Origin of the sequence: Lentzea sp. NBC_00516 (genome assembly GCF_036346835.1) — a bacterium.
Taxonomy (GTDB): domain Bacteria; phylum Actinomycetota; class Actinomycetes; order Mycobacteriales; family Pseudonocardiaceae; genus Lentzea; species Lentzea sokolovensis.
The window spans coordinates 829,286-849,728 of the sequence record NZ_CP107840.1; the positions used below are offsets into that span (position 1 = coordinate 829,286).

Here is a 20,443-nt window from a genome sequence, read left to right on the forward strand (position 1 = left end):
GACGGCCTCCGCGCGTGCGGAAATGCGGCGCGCACACGCGGAGGCCCCCGAAGATCGTCCTGGAGGGGTGCGCGACACCACGGCGGAGCGGCCGTCGCGCACCCCTCCCCATCGTTCCGGCGTCCGTAGACTCGCCGGGATGGAACTGGCAGAGGCTTTGGCACACAGGGCGGTCGTGCTCGACGGCGGGATGTCGACGGCCCTGGAGCTCGCCGGGCACGACCTGTCCGACGAGCTCTGGTCGGCCCGGCTGCTGCTCACCGACCAGGACGCCGTGCGCGCCGCGCACCTCGCCTACTACCGGGCGGGCGCCGAGGTCGTCATCACCGCGAGCTACCAGGCGAGCTTCTCGGGCTTCGCCCGCCGCGGCATCAGCGAGGCGGAGACGGCGCGGCTGCTGCGGTCCAGCGTGGAGCTCGCCCGCTCCGCCGCGTCCGAAGTGGACGGACCGCGCTGGGTGGCGGCGTCGGTCGGCCCGTACGGCGCGGTGCTCGCGGACGGCTCGGAGTACCGCGGCCGCTACGGCCTGAGCCGGCAGGAACTGATCAGCTTCCACGCCCCTCGCATCTCGACGCTCTGCGAGGCGGGCCCGGACGTGCTCGCGATCGAGACGATTCCCGACGTCGACGAGGCCGAGGCCGTGCTGGAGGTGGTGCGCGGCAGCGGGGTGCCGGTCTGGCTCTCCTACACCGTGCGCGGCGACCGGACCTGCGCGGGCCAGCCGCTCGAGGAGGCGTTCGCGGTCGCGGCCGGAGTGGACGAGGTCATCGCCGTCGGCGTGAACTGCTGCGCACCGGAGGACGTGGCGGACGCGGTCGCCGTGGCGGGCCGGGTGAGCGGGCTGCCGGTCGTGGTGTACCCGAACAGCGGCGAGCAGTGGGACGCGGCGGCGCGGTCGTGGTCGGGTGACGGTGCCGGCTTCGCCGCTCGGGCCGAGGGGTGGGTCGACGGTGGTGCCCGGCTGGTGGGCGGGTGCTGCCGGACCGGTCCGGACGCGATCGCGGTGCTGGCGGAGGGCTTGCGGCGCTGAGGTGAGCGGATTTCCGCCGGGTTCAGTCCGGCGAAAGCCCCTCGTTCGGCAGAAGAACGGCCCGTGGATCTCGTTCGCGTTGGTGCTGAACGGGATCTGGCGCAGGTGCTCACGGTGAGAGGGCTTCCGCCGGCTCCAGGTCGGCGAAAGCCCTCCGAGCGGCCGAGCGACGTCCCACGGGCCTCGTCCGCGACGGCCACGGGCGAGGGACCCGGCGGCGGCACCGCCGAAACGACCGGACACGCCCGTATGAGGTCGTCTCGGCGGCACCGCCTCCGGGCCTCTCGCCCGTGAGTCACGTCGAACGAAGCCGCGGGACGCGGCCTACACCTGCGACCAGCGCTGGTTCGCGCCCGAGTGGCAGGTCCACACGATCGCGGCCGTGCCGTTGGCGGTGCCGGCGCCGTTGACGTCCAGGCACAGCCCGGTCTGGGCGTTGCCTATCGTGCCGTTGGTGTTGACGTTCCACTGCTGGTTCGTGCCGCCCTGGCAGTCCCAGAGGCGTACCGCGGTGCCCGCCGTGGCGTTGGCGGGGGCGTCCAGGCACTTGCCCAGGACCTGCAGGGTCTGGCCGGTGCGGGTGAACTGCTGGTTGGCGTTGGTGTGGCAGTCCCACACGACCATCGGGGAGCCGTTGGTCGTGCCGGCGCCGCTGACGTCCAGGCAACGGCCCGAGGCCTCGCCGCGCAGCCGGAACGTGGTCGGTGCGGGAGTGGTGTCGCCGGTGAAGAACTTCCAGACCTCGGTCTTCACCCAGCTGCGGGCTCCGCTCTCACAACCGGCGCAGCCGTCCACCGGTCCCTGCTGGTGGCCTCCGTCGAAGGGCGCCCACACCACCGGGTACCCGGCCCGGCAGCCCGCGTAGGTGGTGGTGATGTGCGTCCGGCTGCCTGCCGCCGGTTCCGGTGCGTTCTGGGACTGGCAGCCGTTGTTGCGCACCCACCTGTCCCGCTGGCCGCGGCCGGAGCCGAGGTTGTCGCCGTTGCCGTGGATCCCCATGAACGCGACGGGCGCGGTGCCGCCCGCGCATCCGCTGATCTCGCCGGGGCTCGCGATGGCGGCGATCGCGCGGAAGACGGTCGGCCGCGAGCACGCGAGCGAGATGCTCATCGCGCCGCCGTAGCTGAAGCCGAGAGCGAAGCGCTGCGTCGTGTCGACGCAGAGGTCGTTCTCGATCCGGCTGCGCATGTCGTCGACGAACGTGACGTCCTCGCCGCCGGAGTTGGCCCAGCCGTTGCCGATGCCCTGCGGTGCCACGAAGATCGCGCTGTTGTTCGCCAGCCGCCGGAGTCCGTAGTGGGCGTAGACGTCGCCGTCGCTCCCGCCGGAGGCGACGTCGTTCATCGTGCCGCCCCACCAGTGGAAGCCGAAGACCAGGCGGTACTGCCGGGTGTTGTCGTAGTTGTCCGGGACGCTCAGGACGAACGACCGGCTCTTGCCCCCGCTCTGGATCGTCTGCGTGCCGCTGCGCAGCGTCGGGGCCTTGCCGCAGCCAGGGGTCGCGGCAAGAGGCGCCGGGGAACCGGCGGCGAGAGGTGTCTGCTGGTCGGCGGCGGCGGTGCCGATGCTGACGCCGGAGAGGACGAGTGCGGCGACGGCCACCGCGGTGAGCCACCACTTCTTGTGCTGGTGCATGGGTTTGTTCGCGCTCCCTGTAGTGACGGTCAGGCGACTGAGCACGCGTTGCCGTTGAGGCTGTACGAGGCCGGCGCCGAGTTGTTGCCGGTGTGCGTGGCCTGGAAGCCGACGGTGATCGACGCGTTCGGCGCGATGTCGCCGTTGTACTGGACGTTCTTCGCGGTCACCTGCCCGGAACTGGGGGAGTAGGTGGCGCTCCAGCCGGACGTGATGGTCTGCCCGCCGGGCAGGGTGAAGACCAGCGACCATCCGCTGATCGGTGAGGAACCGGTGTTGGTGATGGTGATGTTCGAAGTCAGGCCGTTGTTCCAGGCGCTGATCACGTTGCCGACGCGGCAGGCCGCGCCGCCGGGAGGCGGGGTGGTCGTGGTCGTCGTGGTGGTGCTCGTCGGGCCGCCGCCGCCCGCGAACTGGGTGAGGAACTTCCACGCCTCACCGGACGTCCAGGTCCGCCAGCCGTCGCCGCCCGAGTCGATCGGACCCGGCGTGTGGCCGCCGTCGAACGCGGCCCACACCACGGGATACCCCGCCCGGCAGCCGCTGTAGTTCGTGACGATGTGCCGGCGACTGCCCGCAGCGGGCTCGGGAGCGTTCTGCGGGGTGCAGCCGTTGTTGCGCACGAACGTGTCGCGCAGGCCGCGGCCCAGTCCGATGCCGAGCACGTTGTCGCTCACACCGTGGATGCCCATGTACCCGATGGGCTGGTTGCCGCCGTCGCAACCGCTGAGCTGCGCGCCCGAGTAGGCGACCACGGCGCGGAAGACGTTGGCGCGGGCACAGGCCACCGCGTACGACATGCCGCCGCCGTAGCTGAAGCCACCGGCGAACCGCTGGGTCGTGTCGACGCACAGCCCGTTGTCGAGGAGGCTGACCAGGTCGTCGACGAACCTCAGGTCCTGGCCGCCGGGGTTGGCCCAGCCGTTGCCGTTGCCCTGCGGCGCCACGAAGATCGTGCCGTTGTTCTCCGCGTCGGCGAGCCGCCGCAACCCGTAGTAGGACCAGTTGTAGCCGTCGGTGCCACCGGAGTCGACGTCGTTCGCGGTGCCGCCCCGCCAGTGGAAGCCCACGAACAGCCGGTACTGGCGGTTGCTGTCGTAGTTGGTCGGCAGCCGCAGGATGTACGAGCGGTTCTGGCCACCGCTGTTGATCGTGTGCTGGCCGCTCGTCAGCGCCGGTGGCTTGCCGCACCCCGCCGTCGCCGCCGTGCCGGTCTCCCCGGCGGCCTGGCCGCCCAGCGCGATGCCCGCCGCGCCCAGGAAGGCCACGGCGCTCGCGACGGCCGCCGCGAGCACGGACCTATGCCGCGACATGGCAGAACCCCTTGTGCAGGTGGAACATCGTCGTCCCTTCGCTCGTCAGGCTTGCTGGAGTTGGAACCGCTGGTTGGTGGAGCCGGTCGGACTCCACTGGGACAGCCGGGCGCCGTCGGCGGCCGACGCCTCCCAGACGTCCACGGCGAGCCCGCTCTGGCGGTTGACGAGGCTGATCACGCCACCGCCGTGGTCGGTCACCTGCCACTGCTGGCTCGTCGCACCGGTGTCGGGCTGCTGGGTGATGTCCGCGCCGCTGCTGGAGCTCGCGACCTGGAGCACCAGCCCGCTGTGCCGGGCCCGGACGCGGTAGTAGCCGCTGCCGGAGTCGAGGAAGTCGAACTGCTGGTTCAGCCCGCTGGTCGCGGACCACTGCTGCAGCAAGGCTCCTGCCGCCGTGGACCCACCGCTGACGTCGGCGTACTTCCCGCTGTGCCGTGCGACGAGCCGGTAGTAGACGCCAGGGCGCACCCCCGGACCCGAGGCCTGGCCCGTCACGCGATAGGTGTGTCCACGTTGGACGGAGAACGTGATGACGTCGGCTTCCGGTTTGGTGTGCTCCACCAAGGCGCCGCTCGTCGTGTCGCGCAGCTCGAACGTGCCGGCGAAGACCCGGTTGCGGATCCTCACGGTGCCGTCCCGGTCCGGCGTCACGGACAGGGTGGTGGCGCCGTCGGCCCCCCAGGTCGCGCCGACGGTGTGCCCACCACGTCCGCGCAGCCCCGTGAAGCTGCCCGCGGACCAGGCCGGTGGCAGCGCGGGCAGCACGTGCAGTTCGCCGTTGTGGCTGTGCAGCAGCATTTCCGCGACGCCGGAGGTGGCGCCGAAGTTGCCGTCGATCTGGAACGGCGGGTGCAGGTCGAACATGTTGGGCGCGAGGCGGTCGGTCGTCACCAGCGACCGGAGCAGGTCGTGCGCCCTGGCACCCTCCTCCAGCCGCGCCCAGAAATTGATCTTCCAGGCGAGCGACCACCCGGTGCCCGCGTCACCGCGCAGTTCCAGGGTGCGCAGGGCCGCTGCGTGCAGCTGGGGAGTGCCGCGCTTGGTGATCTGGTTGCTCGGGTGCAGTCCGTAGAGGTGCGAGACGTGCCGGTGGTTGCGCTCGGTCTCGGTCCAGTCGTACAGCCACTCCATCACGTTGCCCCGCGACCCGACCCTCGTCGGCGCCAGCCGCTGCCGCGCGGTGCGCACCTGGGTGCGGAAGTCGGCGTCGACGCCGAGCACCTCGGAGGCGCTCGCGCAGCCGTCGAACAGGTCGCGCAGGATCTGCATGTCCATCGTCGGCCCGGCGCAGACGCTGGCGTTCGTGTGGTGGTTGAGTTCCGGCGAGTTCGACGGGTTGGTGACGAGGTTGCCGAGGCTCGGTTCGGTGACGAGCGTGTCCAGGAAGAACTGCGCGCACCCCTTCACCGCCGGGTAGTACGTGCGCAGGAACTCGAGGTCGCCGGTGAACAGGTAGTGGTCCCAGACCAGCGTCGAGAGCCACGCCCCGCCGGTCTGCCACATGCCCGCCGCGGCGAAGTCGACGACCGAGGAACCGCGCCAGGCGTCCGTGTTGTGGTGGGTGACCCAGCCGCGCGCGTTGTACTGCAACTGCGCGGTGCGGGCCCCGGTGACGGTCAGGTCGTTGATCATGCGGAACACCGGCTGGAGGCACTCGCCGAGGTTGGTGGTGTCCGCCGGCCAGTAGTTCATCGGCAGGTTCGCGTTGATGGTGTACTTCGAGTCCCACGACGGCGCCATCTGGTCGTTCCAGATGCCCTGCAGGTTCGCCGGTTGCGTGCCGGGGCGCGACGACGAGATCAGCAGGTAGCGGCCGTACTGGAAGAGCAGCGCCGCGAACTGCGGATCGTTCGTGCTCGCGTGCCGGGAGATCCGGACGTCGGTCGGCTGGTCGGCCGCCGCCGTCCGCCCGAGGTCGAGCGACACGCGCCCGAACAACGCCTGGTAGTCCGCGACGTGCCGGGCCCGCAGGGTGTCGAAACCGGTGCCCTGCACCGCGTTCAGACGCGAGCGGGCGATGCCCTGGTAGTCCCCGTTGACCGTGCGGAAGTCCACGTAGCCGCTGCCGATGGAGATCAGCACCGTCACCGCGTTCGCACCGGTGACGCGCAACGTCCCGCCGGAGCTGCTGACGGTGCCGCCCTCGGTGACCGCCCTGGCGAGCGCGAGGAACCGGACGGTGCCCGCGATGCCGCGTTGCGTGCCGGAGATCCCGTCCAGCCCGATCGTCGTTCCGTCCACTGTGGACGTGGTCGTGCGCTGAGGTGAGCCGAACGACGCGGTGAACGAGATCGAGCCGGGCGTCTGGGCCGTCAGGCGCATCACGATCACCTGGTCCGGCGCGCTGGCGAACACCTCGCGCTGGTAGCGCACGTTGTTCGCCGTGTAGGTCACCACCGTCGTCGCCGTGGTGAGGTCGAGCGACCGCTGGTAGGACGACGCGGTCGCGGAGGGGAACGTCAGGCGCAGGTCGCCGACCGGCTGGTAGGCCAGCTGCCCGGCGGGACTGCCGAGCATGGTCTGGTCGATCAGCGACTGCGCCTGCGTCCACTGGCCGGCGAACACGAGCCGCCGGATCTCGGCGAGAGCCCCGGCGCCGCGCGGGTTGGTGTAGTCGTGCGGCCCGCCCGCCCAGACCGTGTCCTCGTTGAGCTGAAGGCGTTCGGTGTCGGTGTTGCCGAACACCATCGCGCCCAGGCGCCCGTTACCGATCGGAAGTGCGCGCAACCAGTCGCTCCCGGCGGGTCCGCCGTACCACAGCGAGAGGTCGTTGGGTGCGCGCACGTCCGCCGAGGCGGGGCTCGCGATCCACCCCGCCTGCGTCAGAGCGACACCTGCGCCGAGCTTCATGAGCTGCCGGCGGTTCAGTTCGGACATGCCGGTCCTCCAGTGGTGTGCGCGGTCAGGCCACGGTGCAACGCACGCCGTTGAGCGTGAAGCCGTCCGCGGGTGCGCTGTTTCCCGTGTGCGTGGCCTGGAAGCCGATCGACACCTGGGCCGAGGGCTGGATCTGCGCGTTGTAGTCCACGTTCCTGGCCGTCACCTGGCCGGTGGCGGGGGAGTAGGTGGCGCTCCAGCCGCCCGTGACGGTCTGCCCGCCGGGCAACGTGAACTGCAGCGTCCAGCCGTTCACCGGTGCCGAGGACGTGTTGGTGATGGTGATCGTCTCGGTCAGGCCGGTGTTCCAGGCGTTGACGACGACCTTGACCGAGCAGCCCTGGGACGGCGGCGGCGTGGTCGTGGTGGTGGTCGTCGTCGTGGTGGTAGTGGTCGTTGTTGTCGTCGGCGGTCGGTCCAGGCCGAGGAAGGTGATGGCCTGCGCGACCATTCCCGCGGTCGGCACGTCGTGGCCGGTGCCCTGGGCGCTGATCCCCTCGACGACGGCCGGCGTGCCGGTGCCGTAACGGGTGCGGGTCCAGTTCGACTGGGGCTGGTCGGTGAACGTCGGTGTCCTGCTCACCCCGTGCAGGTTCGTCCACTGGTCGAGCGCCTCACCGAAGTTCGGGTACGCCAGCGTGGTGTCGGCGGTGCCGTGCCACAACTGCATCCGCGGGTAGCGCCCGGTGTAGCCGGGGTACATCGCCCTCGCCTGATCGCCCCACTGCTGCGGGGTCTTCAGCAGGTTCCCGCCGGAGCACTGGCTGTTCCACATCGACCCGTCCGTCGTCGCGAAGCAGCCCGCCGGAACACCGGCGAACGCCGCGCCGGCGCTGAACACGTCCGGGTACTCGGCGGCCAGCACGTTGGTCATCATCGCGCCGGACGAGATGCCGGAGACGACGATGCGCTCCGGGTCCACGTTGTAGCGCTGGCGAGCGTACGACACCATCGACATGATTCCGGTGGAGTCGCTGCCTCCGTTGCGGCGCAACGCGTTCTGGGTCGACACGTCGAAGCAGTGCCCGTCCCGCGTCGCCTCGGGATAGATGATCACGTACCCGTTGCGGTCCGCGGCGGTGACGTAGTCGCGCCCGCCGCCGTTGTGCACCGCGCTCGCGGAACCGGTGCAGTAGTGCACCATCACGAGCAGCGCGGGGCGTTCCGCGAGCCGGTCGGGTGCGTAGACGTACATGTTCAGGCCGGTCGGGTTCGTGCCGAAGTTCGTGACCCGCACCAGGGACGCGGCCTGGGCCGGCTGGGGCACCAGTGAGAGCGCGACCGCCGCGATCAGCACCAGCACGGCCGCGATGATGCCGACGAGACCGAGCCCGTCGAGGCCCGTCCGGCCGTTGGAGTTCGCATTGCTCATGATGAGCTCCCCCCGGTGAACTGCCACCAGTTCATGTTGAGCAGGTAACCGCTGCCACCGCTGAACCTCAGGTAGAGGTCACGCGTACCGGTCAGCCCGTTCACCTGGCAGGAGACCGTGGTCCAGGTCTGCCAGCCGCCGGTGTTGGGCACGGAGCAACTGCCCGCGAGAGCACCGGTCGGGCTGCCGCTGCGCACCTCGACGGAGCTTCCCGCCACGGTCGACGAGACGCGGGCGGTGAACGTCGAGGCGCCGTTGCCGAACGCGACGTTCTTCACCTTGATGTTGTCACCGTTGTTGATGAAGCCGACGTTCATGCCGCCTTCGCTGGAGGCCTCGGTCTCGATGCCGTTGCCCCACGCGATGGTCTCGGCTTCCTGCCGTGCATAGGGGTTGAGAGTGTCCGCCGCCGGTGGGCCGGCCGTCGTCATGGTGAGGGACGGGATGGTGCCGTCGGCGTTGTAGGTGAACTTCTCGACGGCGACGGAGCGGGTGAAGCCGCCACCGCCGGGCAGGGCGCCGTTGTGGTAGAAGAAGTACGAGCTGCCCTTGAAGTCGATGATGCCGGGGTGGTTGGTGAAACTGCTGCCCTGCGTGGACATCACCGTGCCGCGGTAGGTCCACGGCCCCGTCGGTCCGGGGGAGGTGGAGTAGGCGATGAACTCCGAGCAGCACTTGGCTGCGTAGACGTTGTAGTACAGGCCGTTGCGCTTGTAGACCCAGGGACCCTCCTCGTAGAGGGTGGGCCGGTTCGGGTCGCCAGTACGGGTGCCGAAGCCCGCCGTGGTGAGCTGGATCCTGTTGACGCCGCCGGAGTAGGAGATCATGTCGGTGTTGAGGCGGACGTAGGAGAGGTTGGGGTTGCCCCAGTACAGGTACGCCTGGCCGCCGTCGTCGATCATGACCGTGGGGTCGATCTCGCCGTTCTCCACCAGGGGACGGCCGAGAGCGTCGCGGAACGGGCCGGTGGGGCTGTCGGCGACGGCGACTCCGATGGCCGGACGTCCGGTGGACTTCGTGACCACGGGGACGTACCAGTAGAACTTCCCGTTGCGTTCCACGGCCTGCCCAGCCCACGCGTCCTGCTTCGCCCAGCTGAACGAGGCGATGTTCAGGGGAGAGCCGTGGTCGGTCCAGTTCACCATGTCGGCCGAGGACCAGACCCGCCACTCCTTCATGGTGAACCAGGTCGAGCCGTCCTCGTCGTGCCCGGTGTAGAGGTAGACCCGTCCGTTGTGGACCAACGGTGCGGGGTCGGCGGTGTAGATGTGCTGCACGATCGGGTTGTCCGCTCTCACCGGCGAGACCACCGTCAGGATCGTGCCCACCACCAGGGCGATGCTCGTCCAGAACCTTCTTCTCGTGACCATTGTCGTCTCCCGGGGCAGGGCCGCTCCGGCGGACGATCGCTCGTCCGCCGGAGCTTGCCGGTCGGTGGTGCGGGAGTCAGCTCGCGGCGCAGGACGGGTTCAGTCCTGATCCGCTGCCGTTGCCCTGGAAGCCGAACTCGGTGGACTGGCCCGCGGGCACGTTGGCGTTGTAGTCCACGTTGGTCCAGTTGACTGTTCCGCTGGTGCCGCTTCCGTTGGCACTCCACGAACTGGTGACCGTGCCGCTCGACAGCGTGGTGGTGACCCTCCAGCCGCGCAGGGCGCTGGAGCCGGCCGTGACCTTGATCGTCGCGACGAAACCGCCGTTCCACTGGTTCAGCGACACCGACGCGGTACAACCGCCCGGAACGGGGTCGGTGGTCGTGGTCGTCGTCGTGGTGGTCGTGGTCGTGGTGGTCGTCGGACCGGGGCCGCCCGCGTTGAGCGCGTCGAGCACCGAGTTGTACGCGGCCTTCTTGGCGCCGGAACTGGTGAACAGCAGCGGGTTCTCACCGGTGCGCCACGAGTCGCTGTCCCGGATGCCCCACACGGTGATGCCGGTGCAGCGGGCGACGGCCAGGCATGCCCTGGTGACCGCGCCGTAGGCGTTGGCCTGGTTGGAACCGGCGATGTCGAGCTCGGTGATCTGCACGTCGACGCCGAGGTCGGCGAAGCGCTGGATGTTCGCCTGCATGTCGGACGGGGCGTTGTTGGTCAGGTGGGCCTGGAGCCCGACGCAGTCGATCGGCACACCGCGGGACTTGAAGTCGCGCACCATGTTGTAGATGCCGGTGGACTTCGCGTTGATGCCGTCGGTGTTGTAGTCGTTGTAGCAGAGCTTCGCGGCGGGGTCGGCCGCCCTGGCCGCCCGGAACGCGGCCTCGATCCAGTCGTTGCCGGTGCGCTGGAGGTTGGAGTCGCGCCGGCCGCCGCTGCCGCCGTCGGCGAACGCCTCGTTGACGACGTCCCAGGCGTAGATCTTGCCCCGGTAGTGGGTGGCGACCTGGGTGACGTGGTTGATCGCGGCCTGCCGCAGGTCGGAACCGCTCAGGCCCTGGGCCCAGCCGGGCTGCTGCTGGTGCCACAGCAATGCGTGCCCACGCACCCGCTTGCCGTTGCCCACCGCCTGGTTGAGGATGCGGTCGCCGCCGGAGTAGTTGAACTGACCGCGGTTGGGCTCGGTCGCGTCCCACTTCATCTCGTTCTCGGCGGTGACCATGTTGAACTCGGTGTTGAGGATGTTCACGTAGGTCGAGTCACCGAGTTTTCCCGCCGCGACCGCGGTGCCGTAGTAGCGGCCCGACTGGGCTGCCGCGGCACCGAGAGTGGTCGCCGCGTTGGCTGTGGCCGTCACGATCAGAGAGGCGCCGAGCACCGCCGCCGCGACTGTCGCCACGAGAGGGATCAGTGACACTGACCTCGATGTCAGTTTCATCATTCACGCTTTCGCAAGGAACACCCCGACCGCAGGGTGGTGATGGGCAGGACGGTTGGCCGGAACCGGTGCGCCAGGGCCGGATCCGGTGAGCGGTGAAGTGGTTGACGGTGCACTTTCCCGTCATCGCCGCTGTTGCCGTCCCTGAGTGTGGCAGTCGGGTGTTCACGCTCACAAGCAGGTGCTGTCGAATTCGACGCCAGGTTGACTCGATCGGCGTACGAATGTAGGGGAGCGCTCCCAGTGCAAACGTCAAACCGTTTGAACACGTTCATCGAACGGTATTGAAACTCTATTTTGCTAAAGTTAGCGCTAACAATTTTAGCATTGACGGAACGGTGTTACGAGGCTACGTTGACCCGAACTCGTAATCGCTTTTCCGCGATGCCGGCCCGAACCGGGCCGGCGCTCGGCTGTGCGGCCGCAGATCCGCGCGCCGCTTATGAGAGCGCTCTCATGCATCGCGCCCTTTCCCATCAGCAACGACGCTGCGAGGACCTGAATGACAGCAACTGTTCCGTCCCCAGGAGACACGACGGCACCGGGCAGGCGCGCGGCGGGCGCGGGCCTGCTCGCGAGCGCTCTCGTCGCCGGGATCACCGCCCTGGTGGTCAGCGGCGGCACGAACGTCAGCGCGGCCGAGTCGGCGTTCTACGTCGACCCGTCGAGCTCGAGCGCCAGGTGGGTCGCCGCGAACCCGGGAGACTCGCGGGCCGCGGTCATCCGCGACCGCATCGCGTCGGTTCCGCAGGCGCGCTGGTACACCACGACCAACACCTCGACGGTGCGGTCGGAGATCAGTTCGTTCGTCGGCGCGGCGGCCTCCGCCGGCAAGATCCCGATCCTGGTGGTCTACAACATCCCCAACCGTGACTGCGGAGGAGCCAGCGGCGGCGGTGCCTCCTCCCACGAGGCCTACCGGGCGTGGGTGGACGAGGTGGCCGCGGGCCTGGCAGGCCGTCCCGCGACGATCGTGCTCGAACCGGACGTGCTGCCGCTGATGACCAGCTGCCAGAACGCGGACCAGCAGAACCAGACCAAGGCGTCCATGGCCTACGCCGGCAAGAAGCTCAAGTCCGGCTCCGGGCAGGCGAAGGTGTACTTCGACATCGGGCACGCGGCGTGGCTGAACCCGTCGGAGGCCGCGAACCGGCTGCGCGGCGCGGACATCTCCAACAGCGCCGACGGCATCTCGACGAACGTGTCGAACTACCGGTCCACGTCCGACTCGGTGAACTTCGCCAAGGCCACGCTCAACGCCGTCGGCGACAGCCGTCTCAAGGCCGTGATCGACACCAGCCGCAACGGCAACGGTCCCGCCGGCAGCGAGTGGTGCGACCCGGCGGGACGCGCGATCGGCACGCCCAGCACGACGAACACGGGCGACTCGAAGATCGAGGCGTTCCTGTGGGTCAAGCTGCCCGGCGAGGCGGACGGCTGCATCGCGCAGGCCGGTCAGTTCGTGCCGCAGCGCGCCTACGAGCTCGCGATGGCGGCGGGCCCGATCACCACGACCACGACGACCACCACGACAACGACCACGACGACTGGTGGCAACCCCGGCGGTGGCTGCAAGGCCACCCAGCGCGTCGTCAGCCAGTGGCAGGGCGGCTACACCGGCGAGATCGTGATCGAGAACCGCGGCCAGGCGATCAACGGCTGGACGTTCTCGTTCTCCGCTCCCGGCGTGTCCGTCACGCAGGGCTGGAACGGGACGTGGACCGACTCGGGCGACGAGGTCCGCGTGACGAACACGGCCTGGAACGGCTCGCTGGGCGCCGGCGCCCAGCTGAGCATCGGGTTCAACGCGAACTACAACGGTGGCACGCCTCCGTTCTCGTCAGCGGTGCTGAACGGCGTCGCCTGCTCCTGAGGTGACGTGGACGGGTCCCCGCACCGGCCGGTGCGGGGACCCTGTGGTGTGACTCGGAAGGTCGGCTGGGTGATTCACGCTCAGGGGAGCGCCTCGCGGCGCCGCGACGCACCCGTCTGACCGCGAACTCGCCCTGTGACCCTCCAAGCCACACCACTGGCTGTGCTCAGCCGCGCAGGCTCCACTGCTGGTTCGTCCCGCCGTGGCAGGCCCAGAGGTGGATGAGCGTGCCGTTCGCGGTGCCGTTGCCGCTGGCATCGAGACACAGCCCCGACTGCGCACCGGTGATGGTGCCGTCGGCGTTGACGTTCCACTGTTGGTTCACACCGCTGTGGCAGTCCCAGAGGATCGCCGCGGTGCCGTTGGCGGTTCCTCCGCCGCTGGCGTCGAGACACTTGCCCTGCACGGTGAGCTGCCTGCTCGCCGTGTGGTTCCAACGCTGGTTCGCGCCACCGTTGCAGTCCCAGAGCCTTGCCTGGGTGTTGTTGCCGGTGTTGGCGACGTCGAGGCAGCGACTCGACTGGCTTCCGACGACCGTGACGTTCTCGCGGCCACCGCCCCCGCTGCCGCCCGGTCCGGCGTTGGCGATGACGGCCTGCGCACCGGACGGCCAGTTTCCGCCTGAGACAACGACGTTGCCGTTGACCACGTTGCCGCGGTCGCCGTTGGTCACGTTGGTGCTGTTGTTGGTCGACCAGTTGCCGGTGAGGGTCCAGTTGCCCATGTTCTCGCCGCCCCAGTAGTTGGCGGTGGCCCAGGTTCCGGTGGAGGAGAAGACGTTGCCGGTCGCGCGGTAGTACTTGGAGCCCTCGTCGAAGTAGAGCCCGAACCACCCGTTGGTGCGCAGGCAGTGGTTGCCGCTGATCTCCGCGTTCGGGTTCCAGCCGAGCGTGTAGATGCAGCCTCCGTCGGTCATCTGCTGCATGACGTCGTGCACGTAGTTGTTGATGAGCTTGTTGCCGGACGCGGTGGTGGGCGTGGAGTACCGCGGCTGGTAGTTGTACAGACCGCGGTTGGCGTAGTGGTTGCTGCCGCCCGCGTCGTTGGCGCCCCAGCCGTATCCGAGGGACAGGCCGGAGTACGGCATGTTGTAGATCTCGTTGTGGGACACCGTCGCCGTGGTGACGTAGGTGTTGAGCACCGACACGTTGCCGCGGTACTCGACGGCGAGGTCGTGGATGCGGTTCTGGCTGACCGTGATGTCCCGGTTGACCATCCGCTGGTCGCTCGGGTGGTGCGCGTCGGCGCGCACGCCACCGACCACGACGCCGCCCGCCGAGTTGCGGGCGATCTCCGACCTGGTGATCGTGATGCCGGACGCGCCCAGTCCGACACCGCTGGCGTGCGCGTTGGCGTCGTTGCCGATGCCGATCGCGGTCTGGCCGAGGTTGACGAACTGCGAGTCGGTGAAGGTGATGCCGCTCGCCGCCGAGACCTGGACCGCCGCGGGCATCTGGGACCAGTGCGGCCGCGCCGCCTCGAACTGCGCGCAACCCTGCTGGCAGGAGTTGATCCGGTCGGCGGGCCAGTTCTGGTTGCCCGCCATGTAGGCGCCGGTCTGCTGGTCGGCGAATCCCTGGTTGCTGCTGGGGCCGAGCCACGACGTACCGGTGAAGGTGATGCCGCCGAACGTGATGTCGCGCGCCGGGGCGTCGTAGGTGCCGCCGACGTTGACCAGCGACTGCAACACCGGCAGTTCCACGTTGACGTTGCTCATGTTCTGGCCGGCGAGCGGGATGTAGTAGAGCGCGCCCGCGCCGGGGTTGACGTACCACTCGCCCTGCGCGTCGAGGAACTCGTACGCGTTCGCCAGGTACAGCGGCCCTGCCCGGTGCGGTTTGCTGAGCGTGTCGTAGCCGAAGGTGTTGTTGTTCCACGCGGGTTGTTGCATCGTGAGGAAGTTCCCGGCGATGCTCTGCACCGGCGAGTAGCGGTCGGTGAACGAGTTGACGCTCTCGACCTCGACGCGGTTCTGGTTCGCCAGGTTGTTCAGGTAGTTCAGCGCGCCGTTCGAGAAGCGCATGCCGGTGTCGGTGAACGTGAAGTCGGCGCGGTTCACCTGGGTCCGCGCGCGGGTGGCGATAGCGCCGTTGACGTACAGCTGGCGGCTTTCGACACCGGTGCCGACGTTGGCCCGCCAGACGTTCTTGCCGGCGTCGGCCAGCGACCAGCCGGTGACCGCCCTGGCGCCGCTGATGACGGGGCGCGCCGACGGTGCCGCCTGCCAGCGCACGCGGTACCCGTTGCCGCCGGAGTCCGCCGCGGTGAGCCGGAACGGCGCGGTGAGCCGGTAGGTCCCGTCGGCCAGCTCCACCACGATGTCACCGGACATCGAGGTGTTGAGGGACCGCACCGCGGCCTGCGCACCGGTCAACGAGCACGGCGCCGCGGCGGAGCAGGCCGTGCCGGTGCCCGAGGGAGAGGCGTACAGGGTCGTGGTGGCCGCGGAGGCCGGGGGAGCGAGGGTGAGGGCGGCGATCACCGCGGCCGAGGCGGCGAGTGCGATCCGCCCGCGCACAGCGGGGAACGAGGACGTGGACAAGTGACCTCCTGGTGGGTGTGGCCTGATCACCTCTCCCGCTGCGGCGGACGGGACAGCTCGTGTCCTGTGTGGACGGTCAGGTTCGTCGAGCCCGCCGGGGGAACGTGCCGGCGTCGGGCGGAGGAATTCGCGGCGACGGCACCGTGGAACGGGGCGTGCGGACGGGGTCCCGCGGACGGGAGGACCGGCGTCCAGGCCGGCTCAAGAACAACGCGAACGTAACTCGTATGACGTGTGACGTCAATGGTGTTACGTATACTGTCGGGTCCTGGCAACAGGTTGCGGCGCAACGGAGGCGAGATGTCGGTGACACGTCCGGAGCAGGGCGAGGCCGCGATCCCCGGATGGACGCGGAGACCGGTGAACCTGGCCGCCGCGGTCACCGCGGAGCTGGTGCAACGCGTCGTGCGCGGCACTTACGCCCCCGGAACCACACTGCCGCCGGAGCCCGTGCTGTGCGAGACCTTCTCGGTGAGCAGGACGGTGATCCGCGAGGCGGTGAAGGTCCTGCAGGAGAAGGGGTTGGTGCGGGTGCGCCAGGGCGCGGGCACCACGGTCACCCTGATGGCGCAGTGGAACATGCTCGACGAGCTGGTGCTCGCCGCCGCGGTCGACGAGGACGAGAGCCTCGCGATCCTCGACGACGTGGTGGTGACCCGCCGGTTGCTCGAGTCGGACATGGCGCAGGTCGCCGCGCGCACCGCCGGCCAGGACGCCCTGGACCGGTTGCGCGCGTTGGTGGACCGGATGGACGAGCTCGTCGGCGACACGGCCACCTACGAGGAGCACGACCGCCTGTTCCACGACACGATCATGCAGGCCTCGGGGAACCGCATCGCCCGTGGCGTGGTGCGCTCGCTGGAGAGACAGGTGCTCAACAGCGCCGGCTACCACGGCCGCAGCGGCCGGGACATGTGCACGGCCTCCAACCAGGGGCACCGCCGCATCTGCGACCGCATCGCCGCCCGCGACGAGGCCGGTGCCGCGCAGGCCATGTTCACCCACATCACCGAGGCGTGGCTCGTGCGCCGAGGAGAGGCGGGGGACCCCGGCCGCCTGAAGCGGTAGACCGCTCGTCGCCGGACGGTCCCCTCCGCCAGGGCCGTTCGGCGGAAGGCGTGTGACCACAACCATTTTGTGGAACATCCGACTGGAACGCGGTCGGGCCCGTACAGCACGGGAGGCGGATCTGCGGTGGGACGAACTCGCGTGACCCTGGCCGACGTCGCGGCGGCGAGCGGGGTGTCGGTGACGACGGCGTCGCTCGTGCTGACCGGACGCGCGCGCGAACTGCGCATCTCCGAGGACGCCGAGCAGAGGGTCCGTTCCACGGCCAGGGAGCTGGGCTACCGGCGCGCCGCCCTGGTGGGCGGGCCCCGTCCGGGACCGTCGCGGACGATCGGGTTCGTGCTCGACACCGTCACCTCCTCCGGACTGGCGGGCGAGGTGGTGAAGGGCGCGGTGGAAGCCGCCTACCGGCACGGTTTCATGCTGTTCGCCGGGGAGACCGGCGGAGACGCCGGACTCGAGCGGTCGCTGGTCGAGGCGATGCGCGACCGGCGCGCGGACGGCATCGTCTACGCCACCACGCACACGAGGGCCATCGTGGTGCCGGAAGGCCTGCATCACGGGCCCACCGTGCTGCTCAACGCCACCGCCGGGGCCCGTTCGAGCATTCCGTCGGTCGTGTCCGACGAGGTGCAGGGCGGTCGTTCGGCGGCACGTGTCCTCGTCGAGGCCGGGCACCGCCACGGCGTGCACCTGATCGGCGCGGGACCGGGTCCCTACGACGTCCCGCCCCACAGCATCGCTGCCGTGCAGCGCCTCATCGGGATGCGCGAGGTGTTCGCGGCCGCGGGCGTCGAGGTGGTCAGCGCGCACCGCTGCCCCACGTGGACGCCGGAGGACGGGTACGACGCGACCAGGGAGCTGCTGCGGCACCACCTGCCCAGGGCGCTGGTGTGCTTCGACGACCGCCTGGCGTTCGGGGCCTACCAGGCACTCGGGGAGGCCGGGCTCTCGGTGCCGGGCGACGTCTCCGTGCTGGGGTTCGACGACCACCCCGTCGCCTCGTGGATGCGGCCCAGGCTGACCACCATCGCCCTGCCCCACCACGAGCTCGGCGTGCAGGCGGTCGAGATCCTGGTTGGGATGCTCGGGCGACGGGGACGCGGCGTCCGGCCCCCGCTGGTCCACCGGGTGCCGATGCCGGTGCGCGAGGGCGGTTCGGTCGCGCCGCCGCAGCGGTGAGCGGCGTTGTTCGCGTTAACAGCGCGAAGGCGACCGTTTGTGGGTTGAACGCTTGTGCACGTCGTTTTGCTAAAAGTTAGCGCTCACATTTAGCTTTGACCCGGCGTGACGGGGTCTTCTACATTGCTGGAAGCCGCCCCGCCGCTGACCGCTCGTCGAAAGGCTCATCATGCCGAGCCCGCTCAAAGCGCTGTGCGGTGCGTTGATCGCCACTCTGCTGGCCGCGTCGCCCGCTCTCGCCGAACCGTCCACTGTGGAGGCTCCGGCCGTCTCCGCCGACCCGGTGCGGGTGATGCCCCTGGGCGACTCCATCACCCAGGGCGGCTCCATCGGTGGCTACCGCCTCGACCTCGGCACGAAGCTGCGTGCCGCCGGACGCGCCGTCGACTTCGTGGGCTCGCTCGCGGACGGGCCGGGCTCCATGCCCGACCGCAACCACGAGGGGCACCCCGGCTGGACCATCGCGCAGGTCGACGCGAACGTCGTGAACTGGCTGAGGACCTACACCCCGCGCACGATCCTGCTGCACATCGGCACCAACGACATGTACGGCAGCGACCCCGCCGGTGCGCCACGCCGGCTCTCCGCGCTGGTGGACAAGATCACCGCTCAGGCGCCGAACGCCGAGGTGTTCGTCTCGACCATCATCCCGATCCGGTTCGCCGACGCCACCGTGCGCGGCTACAACGCCGCCATCGTCCCGCTGCTGCGGGCGAAAGCGGCGGCGGGCAAGCGGGTGCACGTCGTGGACATGTACCCGGCGGTGCCGATCTCCGACCTGCCCGACGGCATCCACCCGAACGCCGCGGGCTACAGCAAGATGGCGGCCGTCTGGTTCACCGCGCTGTCCTCGGTTCCCGGCAGCATCGGTGATCCTCCCGCACCCGGCGGCACCTGCACCGCCACGTCGAGCGTCACGGGCCACTGGAACGGCGGTTTCCAGGCCGAGGTCACCGTCGCGAACCCCACCGCGTCCGCCCTCTCCGGCTGGACCGTCAGGTTCACGCTTCCCAACGGGCACACCGTGTCGCAGATCTGGGGCGGCGTCGCCAGCGGTTCGGTCACGGTCACCAACGCCCCGTACAACGGCTCGATCAACCCCGGCGCCTCGACGACGTTCGGCTTCCTCGCGTCCGGTTCCGGTGCGGTGGCGGTCGGAACCGCCACCTGCGCCAGTGCGTGATCCCTGCTTCTCCGCTCCCTCCGACGACGAAGGGTGATCATGTTCTTCGCACGATTGTTCACATCACGACGAGCCCGGCTCACGGCCGTCGCCGCCGTGCCGCTCATCGCGGTGTCCGCGCTCGCCGCGGTGGCGGTGCCTCCCGCAGCCGCCGCGCCGGGCTGTTCGGTGACCTACTCCGCACCGTCGCAATGGGACGGTGGCTTCACGGCGAACGTCAGCGTCACCAACCTCGGTGACGCCGTCGACGGCTGGACGCTCACCTGGGGCTTCTCCGCCGGCCAGCAGGTGAAGCAGGCCTGGAACGCCGAGGCGACCCAGTCGGGCACCGAGGTGACCGTGCGCAACGTCGCGTACAACGCGACGATCCCCACCGGCGGCCGTGTCGAGTTCGGCTTCAACGGTTCCTCCACCGGTTCGACGAACCCGAACCCCACGGCGTTCACGCTCAACGGCACCCTGTGCACCGGCGACGTCGGCCCGACCACCACCACCACCACCACGACGACCACCACGACCACGACGGGCAACCCGCCGGTGGGCAACCTGCCGTCGAGCTTCCGCTGGAACTCGAGCGGCGTGCTGATCAGCCCGAAGCCGGACGCCACGCACGCGAACGTCGCGGTGAAGGACCCGAGCGTCGTGTACTACAACGGCAAGTACCACGTCTTCGCGTCCACTTACACCAACGGCTACAACCTGATGTACACCAGTTTCAGCGACTGGTCCCAGGCGTCGTCGGCACCGCACTACTACCTCGACCGCTCCGGCGTCGGTGCCGGGTACCGGGCCGCGCCGCAGGTGTTCTACTTCGCGCCGCAACGCCTCTGGTACCTCGTCTACCAGACCGGGTCCAACGCGTCGTACTCCACGACCACGGACATCTCCAACCCGGCCTCGTGGTCCACGCCGAAGAACTTCTACGCCAACGGAATGCCGCAGATCATCCGCGACAACATCGGCAACGGCTACTGGGTCGACTTCTGGACGGTGTGCGACACCGGGAAGTGCTACCTGTTCTCCTCCGACGACAACGGCCACCTCTATCGGTCGGAGACCAGCCTCGCGCAGTTCCCGAACGGCTTCACCAACACGGTGATCGCCATGCAGGACAGCAACAAGAACCGGTTGTTCGAGGCGGCCAACGTCTACAAGATCGCCGGCAAGAACCAGTGGTTCCTCGTGCACGAGGCGATCGGCTCGGACGGCCGCCGTTGGTTCCGCTCCTGGACCGCGCCCTCGATCACCGGTCCGTGGACGGGACTGGCGGAGAGCGAGTCGAACCCGTTCGCCCGCGCGAACAACGTGACGTTCCCAGGTGGACAGTGGACGCGCGACATCAGCCACGGCGAGATGGTGCGCACGAACGTCGACCAGACGATGGAGATCAGCCCCTGCAAGCTCAGCTACCTCTACCAGGGCATGGATCCCAACGCCGGGGGTGACTACAACCGGCTGCCCTGGCGGCTCGGCCTGCTGACCCAGACCAACTCGACCTGCTGAGTGCAGGACCGACGCCGCCGGGCACGCGCACCGGCGGCGTCCCCCTGCGAGAAAGGG

Annotated in this window: 13 protein-coding genes; 6 read left to right on the plus strand and 7 right to left on the minus strand. The window is 69.5% G+C overall.

Annotated elements, in window-relative coordinates:
* The first annotated feature begins 139 nt into the window (after positions 1-139).
* Positions 140-1,030 carry a homocysteine S-methyltransferase gene (gene mmuM, locus OG205_RS03705; protein ID WP_330274814.1) on the plus strand — a complete coding sequence of 297 codons (891 nt, stop codon included), beginning with the start codon at positions 140-142 and terminating at the stop codon, positions 1,028-1,030.
* A gap of 324 nt (positions 1,031-1,354) precedes the next feature.
* On the opposite strand, the gene OG205_RS03710 is transcribed toward mmuM, so the two are convergent.
* The 6 genes from OG205_RS03710 to OG205_RS03735 form a co-directional block, all read right to left on the minus strand.
* Positions 1,355-2,665, minus strand: a complete 1,311-nt coding sequence (locus OG205_RS03710) for a ricin-type beta-trefoil lectin domain protein (protein ID WP_330274815.1) — start codon at positions 2,663-2,665, stop codon at positions 1,355-1,357.
* A 29-nt stretch (positions 2,666-2,694) separates the two neighbouring features.
* On the minus strand, positions 2,695-3,978 hold the full coding sequence (locus OG205_RS03715) for a cellulose binding domain-containing protein (RefSeq protein ID WP_330274816.1): 1,284 nt from the start codon (positions 3,976-3,978) through the stop codon (positions 2,695-2,697).
* Positions 3,979-4,023: 45 nt separating this feature from the next.
* On the minus strand, positions 4,024-6,858 hold the full coding sequence (locus OG205_RS03720; RefSeq protein ID WP_330274817.1) for a glycosyl hydrolase family 95 catalytic domain-containing protein: 2,835 nt from the start codon (positions 6,856-6,858) through the stop codon (positions 4,024-4,026).
* 25 nt (positions 6,859-6,883) lie between these two features.
* Entirely contained in the window at positions 6,884-8,230 is a 1,347-nt protein-coding gene (locus tag OG205_RS03725; RefSeq protein ID WP_330274818.1) for an extracellular catalytic domain type 1 short-chain-length polyhydroxyalkanoate depolymerase, read from the minus strand.
* Positions 8,227-9,600 carry a glycoside hydrolase family 43 protein gene (locus OG205_RS03730; protein ID WP_330274819.1) on the minus strand — a complete coding sequence of 458 codons (1,374 nt, stop codon included), beginning with the start codon at positions 9,598-9,600 and terminating at the stop codon, positions 8,227-8,229. The genes OG205_RS03725 and OG205_RS03730 overlap by 4 nt, the downstream gene beginning before the upstream one ends.
* 76 nt (positions 9,601-9,676) lie before the next feature.
* On the minus strand, positions 9,677-11,035 hold the full coding sequence (locus tag OG205_RS03735; protein WP_330274820.1) for an endo-1,4-beta-xylanase: 1,359 nt from the start codon (positions 11,033-11,035) through the stop codon (positions 9,677-9,679).
* Between the two features lie 502 nt (positions 11,036-11,537).
* Between OG205_RS03735 and OG205_RS03740 the strand changes: the two genes are divergently transcribed.
* Complete coding sequence (locus OG205_RS03740) at positions 11,538-12,908, plus strand: glycoside hydrolase family 6 protein (protein ID WP_330274821.1); 1,371 nt, start codon at positions 11,538-11,540, stop codon at positions 12,906-12,908.
* 166 nt (positions 12,909-13,074) lie between these two features.
* Here OG205_RS03740 and OG205_RS03745 read toward each other — a convergent pair whose 3' ends face one another.
* Positions 13,075-15,450: an RICIN domain-containing protein gene (locus OG205_RS03745; RefSeq protein ID WP_330274822.1), complete on the minus strand. Its 2,376-nt coding sequence runs from the start codon at positions 15,448-15,450 to the stop codon at positions 13,075-13,077.
* Positions 15,451-15,750: 300 nt separating this feature from the next.
* On the opposite strand from OG205_RS03745, the gene OG205_RS03750 reads away from it, so the two are divergent.
* The 4 genes from OG205_RS03750 to OG205_RS03765 all read left to right on the plus strand — a co-directional run bounded on the left by OG205_RS03750 (position 15,751) and on the right by OG205_RS03765 (position 20,386).
* Positions 15,751-16,518, plus strand: a complete 768-nt coding sequence (locus OG205_RS03750) for a FadR/GntR family transcriptional regulator (protein ID WP_330274823.1) — start codon at positions 15,751-15,753, stop codon at positions 16,516-16,518.
* 141 nt (positions 16,519-16,659) lie between these two features.
* Complete coding sequence (locus OG205_RS03755; protein ID WP_330274824.1) at positions 16,660-17,700, plus strand: LacI family DNA-binding transcriptional regulator; 1,041 nt, start codon at positions 16,660-16,662, stop codon at positions 17,698-17,700.
* 169 nt (positions 17,701-17,869) lie between these two features.
* Entirely contained in the window at positions 17,870-18,883 is a 1,014-nt protein-coding gene (locus OG205_RS03760; protein WP_330274825.1) for a cellulose binding domain-containing protein, read from the plus strand.
* Between the two features lie 39 nt (positions 18,884-18,922).
* A complete protein-coding gene (locus OG205_RS03765) occupies positions 18,923-20,386 on the plus strand; it encodes a non-reducing end alpha-L-arabinofuranosidase family hydrolase (protein ID WP_330274826.1) in 1,464 nt (487 codons plus the stop codon).
* Positions 20,387-20,443 lie beyond the last annotated feature (57 nt).

Excerpts from the sequence above, each read along its gene's own strand:
- mmuM (WP_330274814.1), top strand. The coding sequence starts at position 140 with ATGGAACTGGCAGAGGCTTTGGCACACAGGGCGGTCGTGCTCGACGGC.
- OG205_RS03710 (WP_330274815.1), bottom strand. The coding sequence starts at position 2,665 with ATGCACCAGCACAAGAAGTGGTGGCTCACCGCGGTGGCCGTCGCCGCA.
- OG205_RS03715 (WP_330274816.1), bottom strand. The coding sequence starts at position 3,978 with ATGTCGCGGCATAGGTCCGTGCTCGCGGCGGCCGTCGCGAGCGCCGTG.
- OG205_RS03720 (WP_330274817.1), bottom strand. The coding sequence starts at position 6,858 with ATGTCCGAACTGAACCGCCGGCAGCTCATGAAGCTCGGCGCAGGTGTC.
- OG205_RS03725 (WP_330274818.1), bottom strand. The coding sequence starts at position 8,230 with ATGAGCAATGCGAACTCCAACGGCCGGACGGGCCTCGACGGGCTCGGT.
- OG205_RS03730 (WP_330274819.1), bottom strand. The coding sequence starts at position 9,600 with ATGGTCACGAGAAGAAGGTTCTGGACGAGCATCGCCCTGGTGGTGGGC.
- OG205_RS03735 (WP_330274820.1), bottom strand. The coding sequence starts at position 11,035 with ATGAAACTGACATCGAGGTCAGTGTCACTGATCCCTCTCGTGGCGACA.
- OG205_RS03740 (WP_330274821.1), top strand. The coding sequence starts at position 11,538 with ATGACAGCAACTGTTCCGTCCCCAGGAGACACGACGGCACCGGGCAGG.
- OG205_RS03750 (WP_330274823.1), top strand. The coding sequence starts at position 15,751 with ATGTCGGTGACACGTCCGGAGCAGGGCGAGGCCGCGATCCCCGGATGG.
- OG205_RS03760 (WP_330274825.1), top strand. The coding sequence starts at position 17,870 with ATGCCGAGCCCGCTCAAAGCGCTGTGCGGTGCGTTGATCGCCACTCTG.
- OG205_RS03765 (WP_330274826.1), top strand. The coding sequence starts at position 18,923 with ATGTTCTTCGCACGATTGTTCACATCACGACGAGCCCGGCTCACGGCC.